Genomic DNA, 19,549 nt, shown 5'->3' on the forward strand with positions numbered 1-19,549 from the left:
GGTGAACGGAGGGGCGGCGGGCCGTACGCGGGCCGCCGCCCGCCGTCATTCGCCGCCCTGCTTCAGTGGGATGTCCGCCGACCTCGGCACCGATCCCGACTTGGCCCGCTGTCGCAGGGACCGGCGGATCAGCGCGGCCCCCGCCGCCGCGTCCGACACCGTCACCAGGAACTCGCCGCCTCCGAGCAGCGCGACGTGCAGCGCCTCCCCGCCACGGATCACGAAGGCGTGCCGCCGCAGCGACAACGCGCGCCATCCCCAGCCGCCCCAGGCCAGCGGATCCAGCTCGACCGCCTCCGCGGTCTCCACCCGCGCCAGGCGGATGCGCCGCAGCGGGAACATCGCGGGGAATCCGTACACGCGGAGCGTACGGCCGTCGAACGCCGCGGTCGCCCCACCGGCCAGGTGCAGGGTGAACAACGTGTAGGCGGCTCCGGCCAGGGACCACAACGTCCAGGGCAGGACGAAGACGAACATCGCCAGGCCCGCCGCCGAATACCACAGGAGGAACCGGTTGCGCGCGTGCCCGATCCACAGCCGGCGGCGTACCGTGCCGTCCGTCTCGTCGCCGTCCGGATCGTCGCGGAGCTCGGGCATCGGCAGCGCGGGCGGCTCCGCGGCCCGCCAGGGATCCACCATCGCGGCTCCTATCGCGACACCGGCCAGTCCCGCGAGGGCGGCGATGAGCGGATGGTGGGCCTCGGAGTGAGCCTCCTGCCAGGTGGGAGCGTCCAGGTTGGCGTAGACGATGCCGAGCACGGTGGCCGTGCCGTACAGGAACGCCTCCCCGACGATGACGCCCGCGCCCACGCGGCGGCCGATGCTGCCCGGCACCCGCATCCGCACGATGACCGCGAGGAAGAGCCACGTCAGGACGGGCGGGCCCAGAGAGATGAGGACCAGTTCCCACAGGGAGCGCGACGCGTCGGGCGTCCCCGAGGTGAAGTGCGAGGCGGCCGGGTCCGGGAGGCGGTCGCGCAGGAGCCATACGGCCAGTAGCACCGCCAGATAGACCCCGCCAGGCAGGTAGACGAGCAGGAACCGCTGCCAAGGACGGAACATCGTTTTCCCCCCGTAGCTGATGGCAAGGAGGCGAACCGTTGACTGCTTCTCCGCCGTACGCGCAAGGATTTCGAGTCAGATGGCCCTGCGCCCCGGCTCCCGGTGCGACCACCGGCCGATGTCCGCGGCGCCGGTGTCACGACCGTGTGTTGCGACAGCCTGAATGACGACAGGGTGGGCACGAAGGGCACGTCTTCCGGGGTGACGACAGGGGCCCCGCAGAAACAGGCGGTTCGTCCAAGATCGAGTGTTCCTTCAGAGCGTGGATTTCGTCAACCCCGTAACTCGTGTTACAGACCGGCGCGGCGCCGGTGAACCGGGAGCCCTTTCCACGGGCAGCCGCCCCGGGCGGTGGTGCGCGAGGTTCCCGATCCGGCGCGGCAGGAGAGACTGCCGCGACGGCGGATCGCACAGGATGGAAGGGGACACGGATTCGGCGGTCCGCGCCGCCTGACAGGAGTGTGTGCCGATGCCGGAAGCACCACAGGTCGTCATCATCGGAGGAGGACTTGGCGGGCTGCGCGCGGCCCACGGCCTGCGCATGGCCGGGATCGGCGTGACGGTACACGAGCGCGACCCCTCACCCGGCCACCGGCCGCAGGGTTACCGTCTCCACCTCGACTCGCGGGGCGCGGGCGCGCTGCGCCAGTGCCTGCCGCCCCACCTGTACGAGCTGCTCATCGCCACGGCCGGGCCGCCCAGCAGTCGGGTGACGTCGTCGATGAACGCCTGCGGGAGCTGCACGGCGTGACGTTCGGCGGCGTGCCGGCGAGGAGCGATCCCGCGACCTTCAGCGCCCCGGTCGACCGGATGGTGCTGCGCCAGGTTCTCCTGGCCGGGCTGGACGACGTGGTCAGGTATGGCGCCGAGTTCACGCACTACGAGCACGAGGGCGAGCGGGTGCGCGCCTGGTTCGCCGACGGCGGCAGCGTCACGGGTGGTGCTGGTGGGCGGGGCCGGCCGCGACGAGCCGGTCGATGTCGCCGCGGGCGTTGGCCTGAGCGTGCAGCGCCTGCGGCATCCGGACGAAGGTCCCGCTACCGCCAGCTCGCGGTTTCCGGGTCGACACCGTGGGCCTGGGCGTTCGCGTAGATCGTGTCGCGCAGCCAGACGGCCAGTCCCGGCTCGACCGCGTCGTAGTGGGCCGCGAAGCGGGGATCGGCGACGAACATCCGCCCGATGCAGGCGTGCATCGAGTGCGTGCAGTCGAAATATCTCGACATCAACGCGCGGTGCCGCTCCGCGAGGACGTTCGCCTCGGCGGATCCGGGCATGACGCCCGCGCGTTGCGCCGCCGCGGAATCGGCGTTCAGGGCGCCGGTCTCGGCCGCGATCGTCTTCCAGTCCTCCGGGCTCATCTCGCCGGATCGCTCGACGTACTGCGTCCACTGCGCGCTGTCGCCCCAGCGGTCCTCGGCCTCGCCGACCCAGGCGGGCTGCCAGTCGTCGCCGAAGATCTCGACCTGCTCCTCAGGGGTCAGGGACATGCCGGTGCTCGACGCCCCCAGCATGCGGTCGACCGCGCCGACCATCTTCCGAAGGCGGGAGATGCGCTCCACGAGCAGTGCCCGCTGCCGGCGCAGGTGGTCGCGCGCGTCGACACCCTGGTCGTCGATGATCCGGCCGATCTCGGCGAGCGGAAGCCCGAGCTCCCTGTAGACGAGGACACGGTGGATCCGTGCGACGTCGTCGCCGGAGTACACCCGGTATCCGGCCCAGGTGCGCCCGTTCGGGCGTACGAGACCGATCGCGTCCCAGTGGTGCAGCGTCTTCACGCTGACCCCGACGAGCGCGGCCGCCCGGCCGACGGTGAGGCCGCCGGAACCGTCCGGGCCGGTGATGACCGGTTCCCATTCGCGGGCGTCGCTCGTCACCGGCCCAGTATCGCCGACCCCGCCCAAGGCCCGGTGACCGTACGGAGTGATCAATCGCCTGGGATCTCGATGCCTATCGCCCGCAGGTCGTCCGCCCGCGCACTGTGCGGGTCAAGCGGCTGAGCGGCCGTCATCACGACCCGGGCGTTCTCCGGCGTGACGACCGCCAGCTCGACGGAGTTCCACGGCATCTCCCTCGGGCCGCTGGTGCATCCCGGCACGAGTTCCTCGCAGCGTGCGGTGATCTGGTCGAGCTGACCGAGGACGCAGGCGAAGCTGACGCTCATCGCCGGGACCTCGCCCACGCGTTCCGCGGGCACGAGCAGGACATCCTGGAAGGCCCAGCGTCGCAGGTGGATCAGCCGGTCCGCTATGGAGAACAGGTCGACGAATCCGAGCCCGCGGATCCAGAAGTCCTTCGACGCCGCGAGGTCAGGGGTGGGAATGGTGACGAACATCGGCATGCCGTAGTAATCCCGATAGATCTCGGGGGCGGTCGCGTCGAGCGCGGGCATGGGAACGGGACTGATGTATTCGCTCATGCCCCGATCGTCGAGCCTCCTGCTGCGTCAGGGTCAAGGCGAACCATGCCGGTGGAGACGGCCGGGCCCGCGATCCGGGAGGCGGCCGCCACGCCCGGCGGAAAGAGCGGAAAAGAGCGGACGAGGGGGCGCGTTCCCGCTCCTCGGAAACGCGCCCCCGGTCATGGCGTCTATGTCAGGCGACGTTCACCGTGGCCGAGCTCTGCTGCGTGGCCGACGTGCCGGTGAAGGCGGCCTTCCAGGTGCCCGTCCCGCCGTTGTTCACCTTCACGCTGTACTGCCCGCGCGACCCCGTGCTCGTCGAGGTGACGTACGTTTGACGCGCTCCCCGGCCTGAAGGCCGGGGATTCAGCCCGTGCCGCATCATGCGGCACCTCTGATGCTTCCTGCTTCCTCGCGCTGTGCCAGGCCGGGGCCTGGTCTTACCCGCGCTCCACAGGCGTTGAGCCTGTCCGCCCGTCCAGCGGCCAGGATGTTCTTCGCCGCGTTGACGTCCCGGTCGTGGACCGCCCCGCAGGGGCAGGTCCACGACCGGGACGTTCAGTGGCATGGACTGCTGGACGGTCCCGCACTGTGAGCACCGCTTGGAGGAGGGAAACCACCGGTCGATCCGGTGGAAGAACCGCCCGTACAGCACGGCCTTGTATTCCAGCATGGTCACGAACTGCGACCAGCCCGCGTCATGCACGCTCTTGGCCAACCTGGTGCGCGCCGGCCCCGCCACGGCCAGGTCTTCCACGATCACCGTTTGGTTCTCACGGATGATCTGTGTGGACAGCTGGTGGTGGAACTGTCGGCGCGCGTCGGCGACCTTCGCGTGCTGGCGGGCCACCGCCAGGCGTGCCTTGGCCCGGTTGTTCGACCCCTTGGCCGTGCGCGACAGCGCCCGCTGGAGCCGCTTGAGCTTCTTGTCGGCCCGGCGCAGGAAACGCGGCGAGTCGATCTTCCGCCCGTCCGACAGGACGGCGAAGGCCGACAGCCCCAGGTCGATCCCCGTCTCGGACTCGACCGGCGGCAGGGGCCGCTCGGCGACCTCGACCACGAACGAGGCGAAGTACCGCCCGGCGGCGTCCTTGATCACCGTCACCGACGGATGGTTCGGCGGGCAGGCACCTGGACCAGCGAACCGGCACCTCGCCGATCTTCGGCAGGCGCAGCCTCCCGCCCGTGGTGATGCAAGACCGGGCGTTGCGGGTAAAGCGGATCGCCTGCCGAGTGTCCTTGCGGGACCGGAACCGGGGCGGGGCGACCTTCGGCCCCCTCCGCTTCCCCCCGATCGAGGCGAAGAAGTTCCGGTAGGCGGTGTTCAGGTCCGCCAGCGCCTGCTGCAACACCACAGCCGGCACCTCGCCCAGCCACGAGCGTTCCGAGGTCTTCTTCGCCTGCGTGATGACCCGCGTGGACAACTCCCCGTCGCAGATGTACGGCAACCCGGCGGCGTGGCCTTCCCGCCGCAGGCGCAGCCCGTCGTTGAACACCACCCGCGCGCACCCGAACGCCCGGGCCAGCGCGACCTGCTGGGCGGGGGCCGGGGAGAGGCGGAAGTTGTACCGAAGCCGCACACCAAGGTTTTACCATCCGTTGATGGGCGCGTACGGGGAGTCAGGGCACGCAGGGACGGCGTTTGCGGACCGAGTTCCCCGAACTGGCCCGCCACTACTACCGGGCGAACACGCTGTGGTCGGGCTCCCACTTCGCCGGGAGCGTGGGCGGCGCACCGATCAGCGTCCTGCGCCGGTACACCGAGCACCACAACCGTCCCGTCTGATCCGCTAAGACGCCGATCCGCCTGACGGCGAACCGGCTTTCCCTGCCCCGCTACGCGGGACAGTCCGCTTCACCCCCGGCCTGAAGGCCGGAGCACTGCGGACGAATCCGGTAGCGGGCGGAGCCGGCCTTGCGGAAGTAGACGGCGACGGTCTGGGCAGCCAGGCCCGAGCGGCCGGAGATCAGGTCGTCTTCTCAGACACCGCACCAAACGACCGGCCCCGAAAACAGTGGTGACCGACGACACCGCCACCGGCGGCTCCCCGCCGGCCCGCGTAGGCGTGTGTTCAGCGGCCTCGCACCGGCCGGCTCGGCGGCCGCTGTTCGTCGATGGCGCCGTAGCCGGCCGCGCGGAACAGGAAGGAAGCCCAGGAACGGTAGGGCCGCCACGCCTCGGCGACCTTCCGGTACGCGGTGGGCGGGGCGTCCTCCGGCAGGCCGTACGCCGCGCGCAGAATCGCGAACAGGCGGGGCTCGTCACCGGGGAACGCGTCCGGCGCGCCCGCGCCACGGATCAGGATCAGGCCCGCGGAGAACGGCCCCACGCCGGGCAGGGCACGTAACTCGGCCAGCGCCTCCCGGGGGTCGAGCGCGCGCAGGTGCTCGGTGGTGAGCACGCCGTCGAGCGCCGAGCGGGCCAGCCCGCGCAGCCACTCCTCCTTCTGCGCGGGCACGCCGAGGCCGCCGGCATCCAGCAGCGTCATCGGCGGAGGGAAGGCGGCGTACGTCTCCCCGTCCACGACGACCTTCGCGCCGTACCTCTCGGCGATGCGCTGCTTGATCCGGGCGGCGGCGAGCATCGACGAGCGTTGCACGATGACCGCCCAGCAGGCCGCCTCCCAGGGGCTCCAGAAGCACAGCGGCCGCAGGCCGGGGCTTTTGCGCTGCAGGTCGCCGAGCACCGGATCGGCCTCGCCGGCCTTCGCGAATCCGGAGCCGTCCACGTCGAGCGAGAGGATCCGCGCCACCTCGTCGCGGATCCCCGGCCCGGCGGCCCGTGTCGTGGCCGCGGCGACCCCGTCCGGGGCGGCCGTCACGGTCACGCCGATCGGCAGCCAGTCGGACTCCGCGCAGTAGGCGAAGCGCAGCGCCCGCCCGTCAGAGGGCAGCGCGCTGGTCGCCGGCCAGTCCTCCACGAAGCGCAACGTGGCGGCGAAGTCGAACGGGCCCTGCGCCGTGAGCGTGAAACCGTGCCTGGTCATGGCCCTCATCGTACGAGGCCGGACAGACAGACGATCTTGCCTGCCGGCGTGACCGCCGTCCTCCGGCCGGACCGGCACCGCGATAGCGAGGACACCGGCAAGAACCGGGAGGTACGCTCTGATCATGGAGATGGTCGCGTGCGCACTGATCCTCTTCGCCCTGCTCGAACGTCTGTGGAGGTGGGCGGCCAAGGTCCGCGACTCCGGCCGGTCGATCTCGGCCGTCGGATTCGACGAGTTCACGGCGGCGTTCCTGGCCAGCAAGCGGGTGCAGCTGGAGCAGCGCCAGAGCGAGTCGATGCTCCGCGACGACGAGACGGACGGCGCACCGCCCGCCAACCGCATCGACCCGGTCCGCAACACGATCACGATCGTCGTCCCGGACAAGAGGTGAGGCGCTCTCCGGCCTGAGACCTCAGCCGGAGAACCCCAGCCGGCCCGGGTGGCCGGGGCCTCACGAGACCCCCTTCCGATAGTTTTCGGAAGGGGACTTTCATTTTTCACTGTTGCCTTCCTGCCCCTGTTCCCTATTCTTCCGTTGCATGGGATTTCCGGAGTGACCCAAAACCGGACGAACTGGCATTTTTATGCCGATCGCGGGGCGGGCATCGCATCGAAACTTTTCGGTGACGCGGAGGGACAGGAGGCCGGATCACCCTGCCCGACCTGCTCGGGCACCCGGGCGCGGAAACGCCGAGGAACCAGGAAAAACGGACATGACGCACCGCCAGGAAGACGTCCCGGCCTCGTTCGCCCAGCAGGGCCTGTGGATCGGCGAGCGCATGGGCGCCGGTCCGGCGTACCACCTGCCGCTCGCGCTGTGGCTCGACGGCGACCTCGACGTGAACGCCCTGCTCGCCGCGTGCGGCGACGTGATCGTCCGGCACCCGGTGCTGTCCACCACTGTGCGGGAGAGCGGCGACCGTCTCCGGCTGGTCCCGGCGGCGGAGCCGTCCGTGACCCTCGCCGATCCGCCCGGCCACTCCCCCGGCCACCCCGTCGGCCGCTCCTCCGGTTACTCCTCCGCCGGCCTCGACCGGCTGATCCGGGACGAGACCGCCCGCGCCTTCGACCTGGACAGAGGGCCGCTGGCCAGGTTCACCGTCGCCCCCGCGGGGCCGGGGCGGCACCTGCTGCTGTTCGTCGCCCACCACCTGGTCTTCGACGGCGTCTCCAAGGACATCCTCGTACGCGACCTCGCCCGCTTCTACGCCGGGCGGACCGGAGGCGGGCCCCGGGAACCGGTGCGGCCGCTGTCGTTCGCGGAGGCGGCACGCGCCGAGCACGAGCGGATCATCGCCGCTCTGCCCGCCGCCCGGGAGTTCTGGGCGGAGCGGCGGACGGATCTCGGCAAGCAGGTCCTGCCCGGCGCGCGGCGCACCAACCGGCGGTACGGCCCGGGTGAACAGATCGACGCCGGCGTCGACCACGGGCTGGGCTGGGATGCCGCCAGGGTGGCGCGGGCGGCCGGGACGACCACGTTCGAGGCGCTGCTCGCCGCCGTGCACGCGCTGCTGTTCCGGTACGGCGTGCGGACCCCCGCGGTGGCGATCGGCGTGACGACGCGCGGACCGGGAACCCGCGACCACATCGGCCCGTTCGTCAACGAACTCCCCGTGGCGTCCCGACCGGCGCCCGAACTTCCGTTCCGCGAGTTCGTACAGGCCGTCCGGGCCGAGCTGCGCGAGCTGTACCGGTTCCGGGAGGTGCCCTTCACCCAGGCACGGGGCCTGCCGCCCGCGACTCCGGTGTCGATCAGCTACCGCAGGCGGGAGGACGACCCGGTCGTCCCTGGCCTGCGGCTCACCGTCGACCGGATGATGTTCGGCGGCGGCGTGCGCAACGCGCTGCACCTTCAACTGGTCGAGGGCCCGGCAGGGCCGGCGATGTGCGTCAGGTTCGACCCTGCGGCGATCGGCCGGGACGGCGCCGCCCGGTTCGCCGACGGCCTGCGCACCCTGCTGCGGCACGCCGCCGCCGAGCCCGGCGTACGCCTCGCCGACCTCGACGTCATGCCCCCGGCCGAGCGGCGGCGCGTGCTCGTCGAGTGGAACGACACCGCGGCCGCGTACCCCGCGGAGGCGACGCTGCCCGGCCTGTTCGCCGAGCAGGTACGGCAGCGCCCGGACACCGTCGCCGTGACGTTCGAGGGCCGCTCGCTCACCTTCGCGGAGCTGGACGCGGCGGCCGGGCGGCTCGCGGGCCGGCTGCGCGGGGCCGGCGTCCGGCGTGGTGATCTGGTCGCCGTCCGTCTGCGCGGATCGGACACGCTGCTCGCCGCCCTGCTCGCCGTGCACCGGGCCGGGGCCGCCTGCCTGCCGCTCGACCCGGACCACCCGGAGGAGCGGCTCGCCGTCATCGTGGCCGACGCCGCACCCCGTCTGCTGCTGACGGAGACCGCCCTGCCCGAGGGCCTGCCGGGACCGGTGCTGCTGGTGGACACCCCCGATCCCGAGCCCGTGCCGTCCGAACCGGTGGAGCCGCCCGATCCGGGCGAGGTCGCGTACGTGGTCTACAGCTCGGGGTCCACCGGCCGTCCCGAGGGGGTCGAGGTCGAGCACCGCACCGTGGCCACCCTGCTGCTCGGCATGCGCGACCGGCTCGGCGCCGGTCCCGGCGACACCTGGCTCGCCTTGACCTCGCCGGCGTTCGGCATCGATGTTCTGGAGCTCTGCCTGCCCCTGGTCACGGGCGGCCGGGTCGTCGTCGCCCCGCACGGCGCCGTACGACGGCCCGAGACGCTGGCCCGGCTCGCCGCCGAGCAGGGGGTCACACACGTGCGGGCCACCCCGTCGGTATGGCGGCTGCTGTTGCCGGGCGGCATCACCGGGGCGACCGCTTTGACGGGAGGCGAGGCCCTCCCGCCCATGCTCGCGGCCGAGCTGCGCGCCCGCTTCGACCGCGTCGTCAGCGTGTACGGCCCGGCCGAGACGACCGTCTTGAGCACCTTGGGCGACGTGAGCGAGGCGGACGACACGGTCACGATAGGCCGTCCCCTCCCGAACACGAAGGTCTACCTGCTCGACGCGGCGATGCGGCCGGTGCCGGTGGGCGCCGCGGGCGAGCTGTGCGTCGGCGGAGCCGGAGTGGCGCGCGGTTACCGGGGCAGGCCGGGCCGCACGGCCGAGCGCTTCGTCCCCGACCCGTACGGCCCGCCGGGGTCCCGGCTCCACCGCACGGGCGACCTGGCCCGCCACCGTCCCGACGGCGAGATCGAGCTCCTCGGCCCGCTTCCACCGGAAGACGCCGGAGGCCGACGACCCGATCGGCCTCCAAGCCCTGCGCAGAACCACCCCCAGCACGACGACGGAGGCGATGACGTGATCGAGACACCTCAGCAGGTGGTCGTCAACGGCGAGGAACAGTACTCGCTGTGGCCGGCCGACCGGCGTCCCCCGGACGGCTGGCGGGCGGCCGGGTCCGCCGGCACGCGGCAGGAGTGCCTCGACCACATCGAGGCGGTCTGGACGGACATGCGGCCTCGCAGCGTTCGGCTGCGCCAGGGCGGGCTCGTACGGGAGGAGGGTGCGGCGTGACGGCCGAGGAGTACACGCGCCGGCTGGCGCAGTTGATCTCAGAGGTGTCGGACGACGAGATCACCGTCGAGGAGGTGCTCGCCGCCGGTCACTCGCTGTCGGCGCTCGGCCTCACCTCGCTCGCGCGGATCCGGCTCATCGACGCGATCGAGGACGCCTTCGGCGTCGAGATGGACCTGAGCGACGAGCCGGCCTCCTTCGAGGACGTCGGCACGCTGTCCACCTTGGTGGCCCGTGCCCCCAGGGTGTCCGCCTTGGTGGCCCGTGCCCCCAGGGTGTCCGCCGTGGTGGCCCGGGCCACGCCCGTTCGAGGGACGACGCGCGCATGGTGACGGTGGCGTTCAGCGGCACGCGGGACGGCGAGGCGCCCCTGACCTGGGGGCAGCGGCTGATCTGGCGGGCGGTCCACCTGATGGGCGACAGCCAGACGTTCCTGAGCTGCCCGTGGGTGCTCCCGGTGTACGGCAGACGTGACCTCGGCAGCGTCATGGACGCGCTGCGCGTGCTGCTCGAACGCCACGAGAGCCTGCGTACGACCTTCGCCCTCACCCCGGAGGGGCCGGTGCAGCGGGTCGCACGGGGTGGCGAGCTGACCGTGGACGTGGTGGAGGCGGGGCAGGACCGGGCGCTGCGGGTCGCCGAGCGGGTCGCGGGCGAGCTGGGCCGGACGGCCTTCGCCCACGACCGGGACCTGCCGCTGCGCTGCGCCCTCGTCGTCAAAGGCGGCCGCCCGATGGCACTGGCGATCGCCTTCTCCCACCTGGCGGTGGACTTCCAGGCACTGAACACACTCTCGGAGGAGTGGAAGGTCCTGCTGCGCGGTGAGAAACTGCCGCCCGCCGATTGGCAGCCGATGGACCAGGCAGCCGCGGAGCGCGAGGAGCCCTACCCCGCCCGCTCGGCCAAGTCCGTCCGGTTCTGGCACTCGGTGCTGGCGGACGGGCCGCTCGACGTGTTCGACCATCCGCCGCGTGAGGCGGACGACCCGCGGTTCATCGAGGTCGGCATGGAGTCGACGGCGCTCGCCGCCGCGGCGCAACGCCTGGCGGAGCGCTGGACGATGAGCACGACCAGCGTGCTGCTCGCCGCGTGCGCCACCGTGCTGGCCACGGTGAGCGGCCGCCCGCGCGCGGTCATGCAGCTCGTGCACAGCAACCGCCGCGACGCGCGCGCCCGCGCGATGGTCGGCACCGTGGAACAGGACGGCCTGTTCGTGCTCGACCTGCCCGCCACGGACTTCGCGGCCGCCTGCCGGGCGGCGCACCGCGGGGCGCTGCGGGCGTACCGCAACGCGCACTACGACCCGTTCGAGATGCAGGCCATGCGGGAGGAGATCGGCCGCCGCCGCGGCCGGGAGCCGGACCTCGACGCGTTCTTCAACGACAGGCGGACCGTCGGCACCTGGCCGGGCCTTCCTCCCGTCGGCACCGACGAGGAGGTGGCCCGCCTCACCGAGAAGACTCGGACGTACGTCACGAACGCCTGGCCCGGCGTCCGGTTCAAGGCGTTCTTCACGGTCGTCTCGGCCCCCGACACCGGGAAGCTCAGCCTCATCGTCGACACCGCCTACCTGCCCAGGGACACCGCGGAGGCCATGCTGCGCGGGGTCGAGGCCCTGCTGGTCCGCGCGCTCACCGAGGACGTCCCGATGGCCGCCGTCCCCCGGATCTGCGGCCTCGGCGCGTTCCATGCCTCATGATCGCTGCACGGCCAGGCGCAGGCCGAAGCCGATGACGACGAGACCGGTGAGCCGGTCGAGGACGCGTTTGACCGGCGGCCTGCGCAGCCAGCCGCGCATCATGCCGGTGAACCCGATGAGCAGGGCGCTCCACACCAGCCCCTCGCACACGTGGACGCCCGCCAGCAGGACGCCCATGACCGCGTGCGGCACGCCTTCGGGCATGAACTGCGGAAGCACGGCGACGTAGAAGGCGCCCACCTTCGGGTTGAGCAGGTTGGTCAGCAGGCCCCGCCGGAACGCCCGGCCCCATCCCGCGTCCGGCGGGCCTGGCGGCGCCGCGTCGTCCGCCTGGCTCGTGCGGCTGTGCCAGAGCATCCTGCCGCCCATCCAGAGCAGGTACGCGACACCGGCCCACCGCAGCACCTCGTACGCGACCTGGGAGGCGGTGAGGAGAGCGGACAGACCGGCGGCCGTGAGCAGGCCCCACAGCAGGGTGCCGAGCTGGATGCCGAGCTGGATGCCGAGCACCACGGCCCACGCCGATCGCCGACCGGCGAGCAGCGACGTGCGCAGGGTCAGCGCGGTGTCCAGGCCGGGTGTGAGCGTGAGAAACGCCACGATGACGGCGAACGAGGCGATCGCGCCATAGATGTCCACGACGGTCACCGTAACTGGCCTCCCCCCTCATCCGACGTCCGTCCGCCAGACCGGGAAACGATCCGCGAATTAGCATCGGATGATGGACGAGCCCCAGCCGGTCGCTCTCCCCAACGGCCGCACCCTGAAATGCGACACGTGCGAGAACGAGCTGTTCGAGCAGCGCCGGTGGAAACTCCAGACCACCGGCATGACGTTCATGAACCTCGACTGGGCCAACCGCGACGCCACCTGCTTCGTGTGCAGCAGCTGCCGTCGCATCCACTGGTTCCACTGGTGACGAGGAATCAGCGGTAGCGCCAGGCGGCCGCGGCCTCGTGGTCAATGGACAACGGTGATGGCCGCGGAAGACTGCGGACATCGGGCCCCGCGGGGAGCACGCTCACCGCGGCGACAGGACCAGGACCGCGTGGTCGGGCGCCATGTTCACGAGCCGCAGGCGGATGTCGCCGATCCTGCCGGGCCGTCCCGGGGCCAGTGTCAGCTCGCCCACCGTCCGGCAGCGGCCGTTGACGCAGTCCTGGCTGACGCCGGTGTTCATGCCCTCGACGTGGAAGGCGCCCCCGCCCGCTTCGAAGCGCAGCCGCAGCTCGCCCCGGTCGAGCGAGACGATCGTGATCGCGTCGAGGCCGGTCTTCCGGCCGAGCCGCAACCGGTCCCCCGGTCGGACCGCCACCTCGCAGCCGCCGTCCAGGCACGCCTCCGGATGGTCCGCGGCCGAGACGACCGACGGGCTGGGCGAGGGCGACGCGGGGACCGTGGATGCGGGGATCGAGGTGGACACCGGGCCGCCCGTGGCCACGGTCCGCGGCCGTATCTGCGGCTCCGGGGTCCCGCACGCCGTGAGCAGCACGGTCACCGGTACGGCGACGAGAACGGCCCGGCCGATCAAGCGGGACGCGTACGGTCCTCGACGCATGACTCTCCCCCGGGACCACGACGGCTGCACCGGTTCACGGCACCGGCGGCCGGAGCGGCCAGGCCCCCGCCGCTCGACTCGTTCGAGCCTTCCCCGGCCCCGGCGGCCCCAACCCGATGAACGGGGGTCACAGGAGAAGGGCGCCGGTGATCTGATGGGCGGTCCTGCGCACGGCCCCGCTCAGGCGCGGCAGCGCCGCGGCCCCCACCGGCGCGGCGACCGCGACGGCCATGCACGCCCCGCCGTCCGGGCCGAAGACCGGCGCGGCGGCGCAACACACCCCCTCGGCGAACTCCTCCCGCGCGTACGCGACGCCCTCGACGCGGATGGCGGCGAGTTCGCGTTCCAGCGCGGCCGGCGCGGTCACCGTACGGCCGGTCATCCGCCGCAGGGCCGGGGAGGCGAGGAACGCGGCGCGCAGACCGGCGTCGTAGGCGAGCAGCACCTTCCCGGTGGCCGTGCAGTGCAGCGGTGCCCGGTCCACGCCGTCCGACGGCGACCTGACCCGGTTGTGCCCGTACAACCGCTCGATGTACGCGACCTCGAACCCGTCCGCCACGGCCAGGTTGACCGTCTGCCGGGTGGCCTCGTACAGCTGGAGCAGGTGCGGCAGGACCGCCCTGCGGGAGCCGGGGAGCCGGCGGCCCTGGACCACCCAGCCGCGTGGCGCCACGAGGTCGGCGAGGCGCCCGCCGACCGTGTAGTCGCCGCCCGTGCGGGTGACCAGGCCCCGCCGCTGCAGGGTCCCCAGCAGGCGGTGGGTGGTGGTCTTGGAGAACCCGGTGGACCGGTGCACCTGGGTGAGGTTCATCGGCCTCATGCCGGCGGCCAGGCACAAGAGGATCTCTATCCCGCGCTCCAGGCTGCCCAGGGCGGAGGCCGCCGCGGAGGCCGCCTCCGCCCGACGAGCGCGATCCACCTCCGCCCGACGAGCGCGATCCACCTCCGCCCGACGAGCGCGATCCACCTCCGCCCGGCGGGCGCGATCCACCTCCGCCCGGCGGGCGCGATCCAACGGTACGAACACCCTCACCCCGCGACGCTCGTGAACCAGATGCTGACCGGCCAGCGGTCACCCTAGCCGCGCCGCGCCGCGTATGACGGGCGAACGCCGGGGACGGGATCCGGCGGCCGGGGCGCTCCCCGAGCATCCCGGCCGATCGGACGCGGACTCAGTTCACCTCGACGCTCTCCAGCACGCCGAGGGCGTCGGGGACCAGGACGGCCGCCGAGTAGTAGGTGGTGACCAGGTAGGAGATGATCGCCTTGTCGTCGACGCTCATGAAGCGCACCGACAGGCCGGGCTCGTACTCGTCCGCCAGCCCGGTGCGGCGCAGGCCGACGACGCCCTGTTTCTCGGCGCCGGTACGCATCACCAGGATCGAGCTGAGACCGTCTCCCGTGATCGGGATCTTGTCGCAGGGCAGGATCGGCACGCCCCGCCACGCCATGACCGTCGCGCCGTTCACCTCGGTGACGTCCGGATACAGCTTGCGTCTGGTGCACTGCCGCCCGAAGGCGGCGATGGCATGGGGATGCGCGAGGAAGTAGTGCGAGCTGCGCCGGCGGGCGAGCAGCTCGTCGAGGTCGTCGGGGGTGGGCGGGCCCGACCGGGTGTGGACGCGCTGCTTGAAGTCGGCGTTGTGCAACAGCCCGAAGTCGCGGTTGTTGACCAGCTCGTGCTCCTGACGCTCCCGCAACGCCTCGATCGTCAGCCGCAACTGCTGCTCGGTCTGGTTCATCGGCTCGTTGTACAGATCGGCCACCCGCGAATGCACCCGCAAAATCGTCTGCGCCACACTCAGCTCGTACTCACGCGGCCCCAGCTCGTAGTCCACGAACGTCCCCGGCAGCGTCGCCTCACCCTCATGCCCCGCCGCCAACGCGATCTCCGCCTCGCCGTACCGGTTCACCGGCCGCGCCGTGGGGGGACGGTCGAGATGCTCGCGCAGGCCGCCGGCGAGCGCGGTCAGGTTGTCCAGCGCCGGCCGGTCGAGGACGAGGACGATGCAGGAGGTGATGGCCTTGGCGGGCGCCGCCCCCGGACCGGTCAAGTCCCCCAGGTGGTCTCCGTCGGCCAGGACCTGGAGCAGGGCCTCGCCGCCGTACGCGCCGGCGCCGACGCGTGCGATCTTGCCGTGGGCGACGAGCACCACCTGGCCCGGCGGCACCGGCTCGCCCGGGCGCAGGTCGTGCTGGACGAACCGGTCCGCCAGCGCCCCGAGGCTGTCCGGGTCGCCGTAGCCGTGCAGGGACGGCAACTCGCACAGCTCGGCCGGGATGACCCGGACTCTCGCCCCGGTGGAGACGAAGCTCACCCGCCCGTCCCCCACCGTGCAGGTGAGCCGGCGGTTGACCCGGTAGACGCCGCCCTGGACCTCCGTCCACGGGAGCACCCGCAGCAGGTGCCGCGGGGTGATCTCCCGCATCTGCGGCGGCGTCTTGGTGGTGGTCGCCAGATTCCGCGCGGCGGCCGTGCTCAGGGTCAGGCGCGACGCGCCCGGAAGCTCGCGCGACGCGGTCATGGCGCCCCCACCGGAAGCGGATGAGCCGGTGCCGCGAGAGCGGACGGCGCCACACTAGACGGTGCCACATCGAACGGCGGCAGAGCGGACGCCGTCACGGACGACGCCGTGGACACCGGCGACCCGTGGGCCGCCGGCGGCGCCAGGGAGAGGATGCGTGCGGTGGCCGTGCCGAGGCCCGTCGGTCCCTGGGACCACCGGGCCGCCGGACCCCTGCGCAGCTCCTCCTCGAAGTAGCGCCGGGACCGCTGGTGCCAGCGCAGGATCGCCGCCATCCAGTTGCGCAGGTCGGACACGTATCCCCCGACCGACTCCCGCACGTCCTCCCCCGCCTCGATGCGATCGAGCAGGGCGGGCAGGTCGACGGTGGTGATGTGCTCGAACTGCCTCATCCTGCTGGTCATGAGCCCGTCCACCACGGTCACCGCCTCGTCGGGCGCGCAGTCGAGGAAGGTTCCCAGCACCACGACGGCGTTGTGCAGTTCCCCTTCGAACTGGATCTCCTTCTGGTAGGAGAACAGGTCGTTCAGCAGACACGCGTAGTCCTGCGCGGCGTCGGTCATGCCGAGGAACTCGCGGGTGCGGTGGATCTCCACGGGGATGACCCGGCCCGGCGTCAGCCTGGCCAGGCTCATCGTCATCTGCGAGCCGAACGTCCTGCGCCGCATCTCGAGGTAGTCGATCGGGTCGGGCACGCGGTGCTGGGCCTGGTTGGCCAGCTCCCACACCCAGCTGTCGATCATCTCCTCGACGGCGGCGCGGAAGGCCCGGCGGGATTCCTCCGGCAGCGGCCCCGCGGTGCGCGGCCACAGGTCGGCCAGCCCGCGTTCCAGCCCCGTCATCGGGGTCAGCCGCGGGACGAGGTCCAGCGGCATGAACTCCTTGAGCCGCCGGTTGCCGAGCTTCGCGCCGACCAGGTCGCGCGCCGCCCCGTAGACCCGGGGATAGTAGTCGTCGCCGTACGTCCCCCAGGCCAGCCAGTTGGTGGCCAGGATCAGTTCACCGGCCGTGGCGTCCGGGTTGATGCCGGACGCACACAGGGCGAGGTCGAAGCCGACGAGTAGCGGTTCGCTCCACACGGCGGTCGCCGGGAGGCCGGGGACCCCGTCGAAGAAGCCCATGGCGGCACACCACTCGACGTCCGCCGCTCGCGCCGTGTCCAGGTGCGGGTTGTCGCGCACCTCGAACGGCATGTACGGCTGCGGCAGCCGCACCGCCGCCTCCGAGAAGGGCCGATGGGTGTGGTTGCGCAGGCCGCCCGCGCCCGTGAGGTGGGCGCGGGAGACGTTCATGCCCAGCGGTCCGGGGAGATCGCCGGATTTGGTGTAGCGGCTGGAGGCGGTGTGCCAGGCGTGCCCGCCCGCCTGCCAGTCCTGCAGTCCCTTGACGTAGCTCAGGACCGGGGCCTGTTCGGGCGGCAGGACCCCTTCGTCGGCGAACAGCGCCGGCAGCTCGGTCAGCGCGGTGTGCTCGAACTGGTGCAGCCGGGAGGTGAGCAGGTCATTCGTGATCTCCACGGCCCGCTTGGTGTCGCAGTCGAAGAAACGCTCGCAGACCAGGACGCAGTTGGACAGCTCACCCTCCTGCAGCACCTCCCGCTGGTAGGAGAACAGGTCGTTGCGCAGGTGCACGGCGTCGGCGAACGACTCCGTCAGCACCCGGATCGGCCGGGATTCGGCGAGCCTGGCCGGCAGCTCCGCGCCGGCCGCGTGCTCCACCAGCGCGGCCGACCACGGGGCGCCGCCGACCTTCCTGCGTTCCTCGATGTACTCGATCGGGTTGGAGACGGCCTCCCGCTCGATGTGGAACAGCTCCCACATCGACTCCTGCAGGAGGTCGCGGGTGACCCGGACGAACCGGCGCCGCCACGCCTCCGACATGGCGGGCACGGTCCTGGGCCACAGGTCGGCGAGGCCCCGCTCGACCGGGTTCGTCGGCTCGGGCGGGTCGTCCGTCATGAACGCGTCGAGCCGGTCCAGGTAGTCCTGGGCTCCGTCCAGGTCCCTGCCGCGTTTGAAGGTCTCCAGGAAGTGGTCGTCGAAGAAGAAGACCCACACGTACCAGTCCGTGACCAGGTCCAGCTCGGGGGCGGAGCAGTCGGGATGGGTGTAGGCGCACATCAGGCCGTAGTCCATGGCCTCGAGCGACTCCTCGGTCCAGATGTCCGGGTCGTCGAGCATGCCCATGTCCGCCGCCCACCCCCGCGTGTGCGCCCGGGCGGTCTCCACATGCGGGTTCAGCCGGGGCGGATAGGGGAGGTAGAAGTCCGGCAGCCGGTAGGAGGACATCACAGGACCTCGACGCTCTCCAGGATGCCGAGGGCGTCGGGGACCAGGACGGCCGCCGAGTAGTAGGTGGTGACCAGGTAGGAGATGATCGCCTTGTCGTCGATGCTCATGAAGCGCACCGACAGACCGGGCTCGTACTCGTCCACCAGGCCGGTGCGGCGCAGGCCGACGACGCCCTGGTCCTTCTCCCCCAGGCGCATCACCATGATCGAGCTGATGCCCTTGTCGTTCACCGGGATCTTGTTGCACGGCAGCATCGGCACCCCGCGCCAGGCCGGGGCCTTCTGGCCGTTGAACTCCACGGTCTGGGGGTAGATGCCCCGGGCGTTGCACTGACGGGCGAAGGCCGCGATCGCCTTGGGGTGGGCGAACATGACGTTCGGGTTCTTCCAGACCGTGGCGAGCAGCTCGTCGAGGTCGTCGGGGGTGGGCGGGCCCGACCGGGTGTGGAGGCGCTGCTTGAGATCGGCGTTGTGCAACAGCCCGAAGTCGCGGTTGTTGACCAGCTCGTGCTCCTGACGCTCCCGCAACGCCTCGATCGTCAGCCGCAACTGCTGCTCGGTCTGGTTCATCGGCTCGTTGTACAGATCGGCCACCCGCGAATGCACCCGCAAAATCGTCTGCGCCACACTCAGCTCGTACTCACGCGGCCCCAGCTCGTAGTCCACGAACGTCCCCGGCAGCGTCGCCTCACCCTCATGCCCCGCCGCCAACGCGATCTCCGCCTCGCCGTACCGGTTCACCGGCCGGTCCGGGTTCTCGCGGTAGGCCTGCACGTGCTCACGCAGGCTGTCCGACAGGGCGAGCAGCCGCTCGAACTCCTCCCTGCCGAGGGTGAGCACGGTGCACGACGTCACGGCCTTGACCGTCCACTCCCATCGCGCGTCCGCGTTCACCAGCATCTGCTCGCCGACGTACTCGCCGTCGGCCAGCACTCCGAGCCGCGTCTCGTTGCCGTACGCGCCCTCGCCCAGCCTGTCGACCTTGCCGTGGGCCAGCAGCACGACCTCGTCCATCGGGGCGCCGGCCTGGGCGATGACCTGGCCGGCCTCGTACTCCCGCTGCGTGAACAGGTCCGCCATGGCGGCCAGCACGTCGGCGTCGCCGAAGCCGCGCAGCGCGGGAAGCTCGCACAACTCGGCGGAGATGACCCGTACGTCGGCCCCGGTCGAGACGAACGTCACCCGCCCGTCGGCCATCTGGTAGGTCAGCCGCCGGTTGACCCGGTAGGCGCCGCCCACCGCCTCGACCCAGGGCAGCACGCGCAGCAGATGGCGGGAGGTGATCTCCTGCATCTGCGGCGGCGTCTTGGTCGTCGTGGCCAGGTTGCGCGCGGCCCTGGTGCTGAGGCTGAGCCTGTTGTTGTCGGTCGGCATGGTGTTTTCGGTCACAGCACATCACCCCATCTGTGATCGGCACGGCGGCCGGTTTTTCGGTGACTGGTCACGCTCGTCGCCGAGCGGCGGAGGGGGGGGGAGAAAAGGGTCGGAATCGCA

General features: G+C 71.8%; 17 protein-coding genes and 2 pseudogenes. 8 read left to right on the forward strand and 11 right to left on the reverse strand.

Translation table 11 applies throughout. The features are described 5' to 3' along the window. Window positions 1-45: 45 nt before the first annotated feature. On the reverse strand, window positions 46-1,062 hold the full coding sequence (locus tag ACQPZZ_RS31125) for a hypothetical protein (RefSeq protein ID WP_432924939.1): 1,017 nt from the start codon (window positions 1,060-1,062) through the stop codon (window positions 46-48). A gap of 469 nt (window positions 1,063-1,531) precedes the next feature. On the opposite strand from ACQPZZ_RS31125, the gene ACQPZZ_RS31130 reads away from it, so the two are divergent. Beyond that, window positions 1,532-1,813: an NAD(P)-binding protein gene (locus ACQPZZ_RS31130; protein WP_432924941.1), complete on the forward strand. Its 282-nt coding sequence runs from the start codon at window positions 1,532-1,534 to the stop codon at window positions 1,811-1,813. A gap of 286 nt (window positions 1,814-2,099) precedes the next feature. Here ACQPZZ_RS31130 and ACQPZZ_RS31135 read toward each other — a convergent pair whose 3' ends face one another. Then, window positions 2,100-2,936: a MerR family transcriptional regulator gene (locus tag ACQPZZ_RS31135; RefSeq protein ID WP_432924943.1), complete on the reverse strand. Its 837-nt coding sequence runs from the start codon at window positions 2,934-2,936 to the stop codon at window positions 2,100-2,102. A 50-nt stretch (window positions 2,937-2,986) separates the two neighbouring features. Next, entirely contained in the window at window positions 2,987-3,478 is a 492-nt protein-coding gene (locus ACQPZZ_RS31140) for a VOC family protein (protein WP_432924945.1), read from the reverse strand. Between the two features lie 191 nt (window positions 3,479-3,669). Here ACQPZZ_RS31140 and ACQPZZ_RS31145 point away from each other — a divergent pair, with 191 nt between their 5' ends. Then, the gene (locus ACQPZZ_RS31145; protein WP_432924947.1) at window positions 3,670-3,798 is read left to right on the forward strand and encodes a hypothetical protein; all 129 of its coding nucleotides are present in this window, start codon (window positions 3,670-3,672) and stop codon (window positions 3,796-3,798) included. 43 nt (window positions 3,799-3,841) lie between these two features. On the opposite strand, the pseudogene ACQPZZ_RS31150 reads toward ACQPZZ_RS31145, so the two are convergent. Next, window positions 3,842-5,040: pseudogene (locus ACQPZZ_RS31150) on the reverse strand (RNA-guided endonuclease InsQ/TnpB family protein). A 56-nt stretch (window positions 5,041-5,096) separates the two neighbouring features. On the opposite strand from ACQPZZ_RS31150, the pseudogene ACQPZZ_RS31155 reads away from it, so the two are divergent. Beyond that, window positions 5,097-5,246 (forward strand): annotated as a pseudogene (locus ACQPZZ_RS31155) (transposase); the annotation flags it as partial. 286 nt (window positions 5,247-5,532) lie between these two features. On the opposite strand, the gene ACQPZZ_RS31160 reads toward ACQPZZ_RS31155, so the two are convergent. Next, complete coding sequence (locus ACQPZZ_RS31160; RefSeq protein WP_432924949.1) at window positions 5,533-6,447, reverse strand: DNA-3-methyladenine glycosylase family protein; 915 nt, start codon at window positions 6,445-6,447, stop codon at window positions 5,533-5,535. A gap of 124 nt (window positions 6,448-6,571) precedes the next feature. Between ACQPZZ_RS31160 and ACQPZZ_RS31165 the strand changes: the two genes are divergently transcribed. From ACQPZZ_RS31165 to ACQPZZ_RS31180, 4 genes are all read left to right on the forward strand, one after another. Next, entirely contained in the window at window positions 6,572-6,841 is a 270-nt protein-coding gene (locus tag ACQPZZ_RS31165) for a DUF6191 domain-containing protein (protein ID WP_363640667.1), read from the forward strand. A 322-nt stretch (window positions 6,842-7,163) separates the two neighbouring features. After that, window positions 7,164-9,983 (forward strand): amino acid adenylation domain-containing protein, encoded by a 2,820-nt coding sequence (locus ACQPZZ_RS31170; protein WP_432924951.1) that lies wholly within the window; start codon window positions 7,164-7,166, stop codon window positions 9,981-9,983. Beyond that, window positions 9,980-10,315: an acyl carrier protein gene (locus ACQPZZ_RS31175; RefSeq protein ID WP_432924954.1), complete on the forward strand. Its 336-nt coding sequence runs from the start codon at window positions 9,980-9,982 to the stop codon at window positions 10,313-10,315. Before ACQPZZ_RS31170 ends, ACQPZZ_RS31175 begins: the two co-directional genes overlap by 4 nt. After that, window positions 10,309-11,682: a condensation domain-containing protein gene (locus ACQPZZ_RS31180; RefSeq protein WP_432924956.1), complete on the forward strand. Its 1,374-nt coding sequence runs from the start codon at window positions 10,309-10,311 to the stop codon at window positions 11,680-11,682. The genes ACQPZZ_RS31175 and ACQPZZ_RS31180 overlap by 7 nt, the downstream gene beginning before the upstream one ends. On the opposite strand, the gene ACQPZZ_RS31185 is transcribed toward ACQPZZ_RS31180, so the two are convergent. Further along, a complete protein-coding gene (locus ACQPZZ_RS31185) occupies window positions 11,677-12,321 on the reverse strand; it encodes a LysE family translocator (RefSeq protein WP_432924958.1) in 645 nt (214 codons plus the stop codon). The genes ACQPZZ_RS31180 and ACQPZZ_RS31185 overlap by 6 nt on opposite strands. Before the next feature lie 82 nt (window positions 12,322-12,403). On the opposite strand from ACQPZZ_RS31185, the gene ACQPZZ_RS31190 reads away from it, so the two are divergent. Beyond that, entirely contained in the window at window positions 12,404-12,601 is a 198-nt protein-coding gene (locus tag ACQPZZ_RS31190) for a hypothetical protein (RefSeq protein ID WP_432924960.1), read from the forward strand. A 102-nt stretch (window positions 12,602-12,703) separates the two neighbouring features. On the opposite strand, the gene ACQPZZ_RS31195 is transcribed toward ACQPZZ_RS31190, so the two are convergent. The 5 genes from ACQPZZ_RS31195 to ACQPZZ_RS31215 form a co-directional block, all read right to left on the reverse strand. Then, window positions 12,704-13,240, reverse strand: coding sequence for a hypothetical protein (locus ACQPZZ_RS31195; RefSeq protein ID WP_432924962.1), 537 nt, complete (start codon window positions 13,238-13,240; stop codon window positions 12,704-12,706). Window positions 13,241-13,367: 127 nt separating this feature from the next. Continuing rightward, the gene (locus ACQPZZ_RS31200; RefSeq protein WP_432924964.1) at window positions 13,368-14,159 is read right to left on the reverse strand and encodes an IclR family transcriptional regulator; all 792 of its coding nucleotides are present in this window, start codon (window positions 14,157-14,159) and stop codon (window positions 13,368-13,370) included. A gap of 253 nt (window positions 14,160-14,412) precedes the next feature. Beyond that, window positions 14,413-15,765, reverse strand: a complete 1,353-nt coding sequence (locus ACQPZZ_RS31205; RefSeq protein ID WP_432924966.1) for a family 2B encapsulin nanocompartment shell protein — start codon at window positions 15,763-15,765, stop codon at window positions 14,413-14,415. Next, entirely contained in the window at window positions 15,762-18,053 is a 2,292-nt protein-coding gene (locus ACQPZZ_RS31210) for a terpene synthase family protein (protein ID WP_432924968.1), read from the reverse strand. Before ACQPZZ_RS31210 ends, ACQPZZ_RS31205 begins: the two co-directional genes overlap by 4 nt. Further along, window positions 18,053-19,429: a family 2B encapsulin nanocompartment shell protein gene (locus tag ACQPZZ_RS31215; protein WP_432934611.1), complete on the reverse strand. Its 1,377-nt coding sequence runs from the start codon at window positions 19,427-19,429 to the stop codon at window positions 18,053-18,055. Before ACQPZZ_RS31215 ends, ACQPZZ_RS31210 begins: the two co-directional genes overlap by 1 nt. Window positions 19,430-19,549: the final 120 nt, after the last annotated feature.

The organism is Microbispora sp. CA-135349 (genome assembly GCF_050947365.1).
Lineage (GTDB): Bacteria > Actinomycetota > Actinomycetes > Streptosporangiales > Streptosporangiaceae > Microbispora.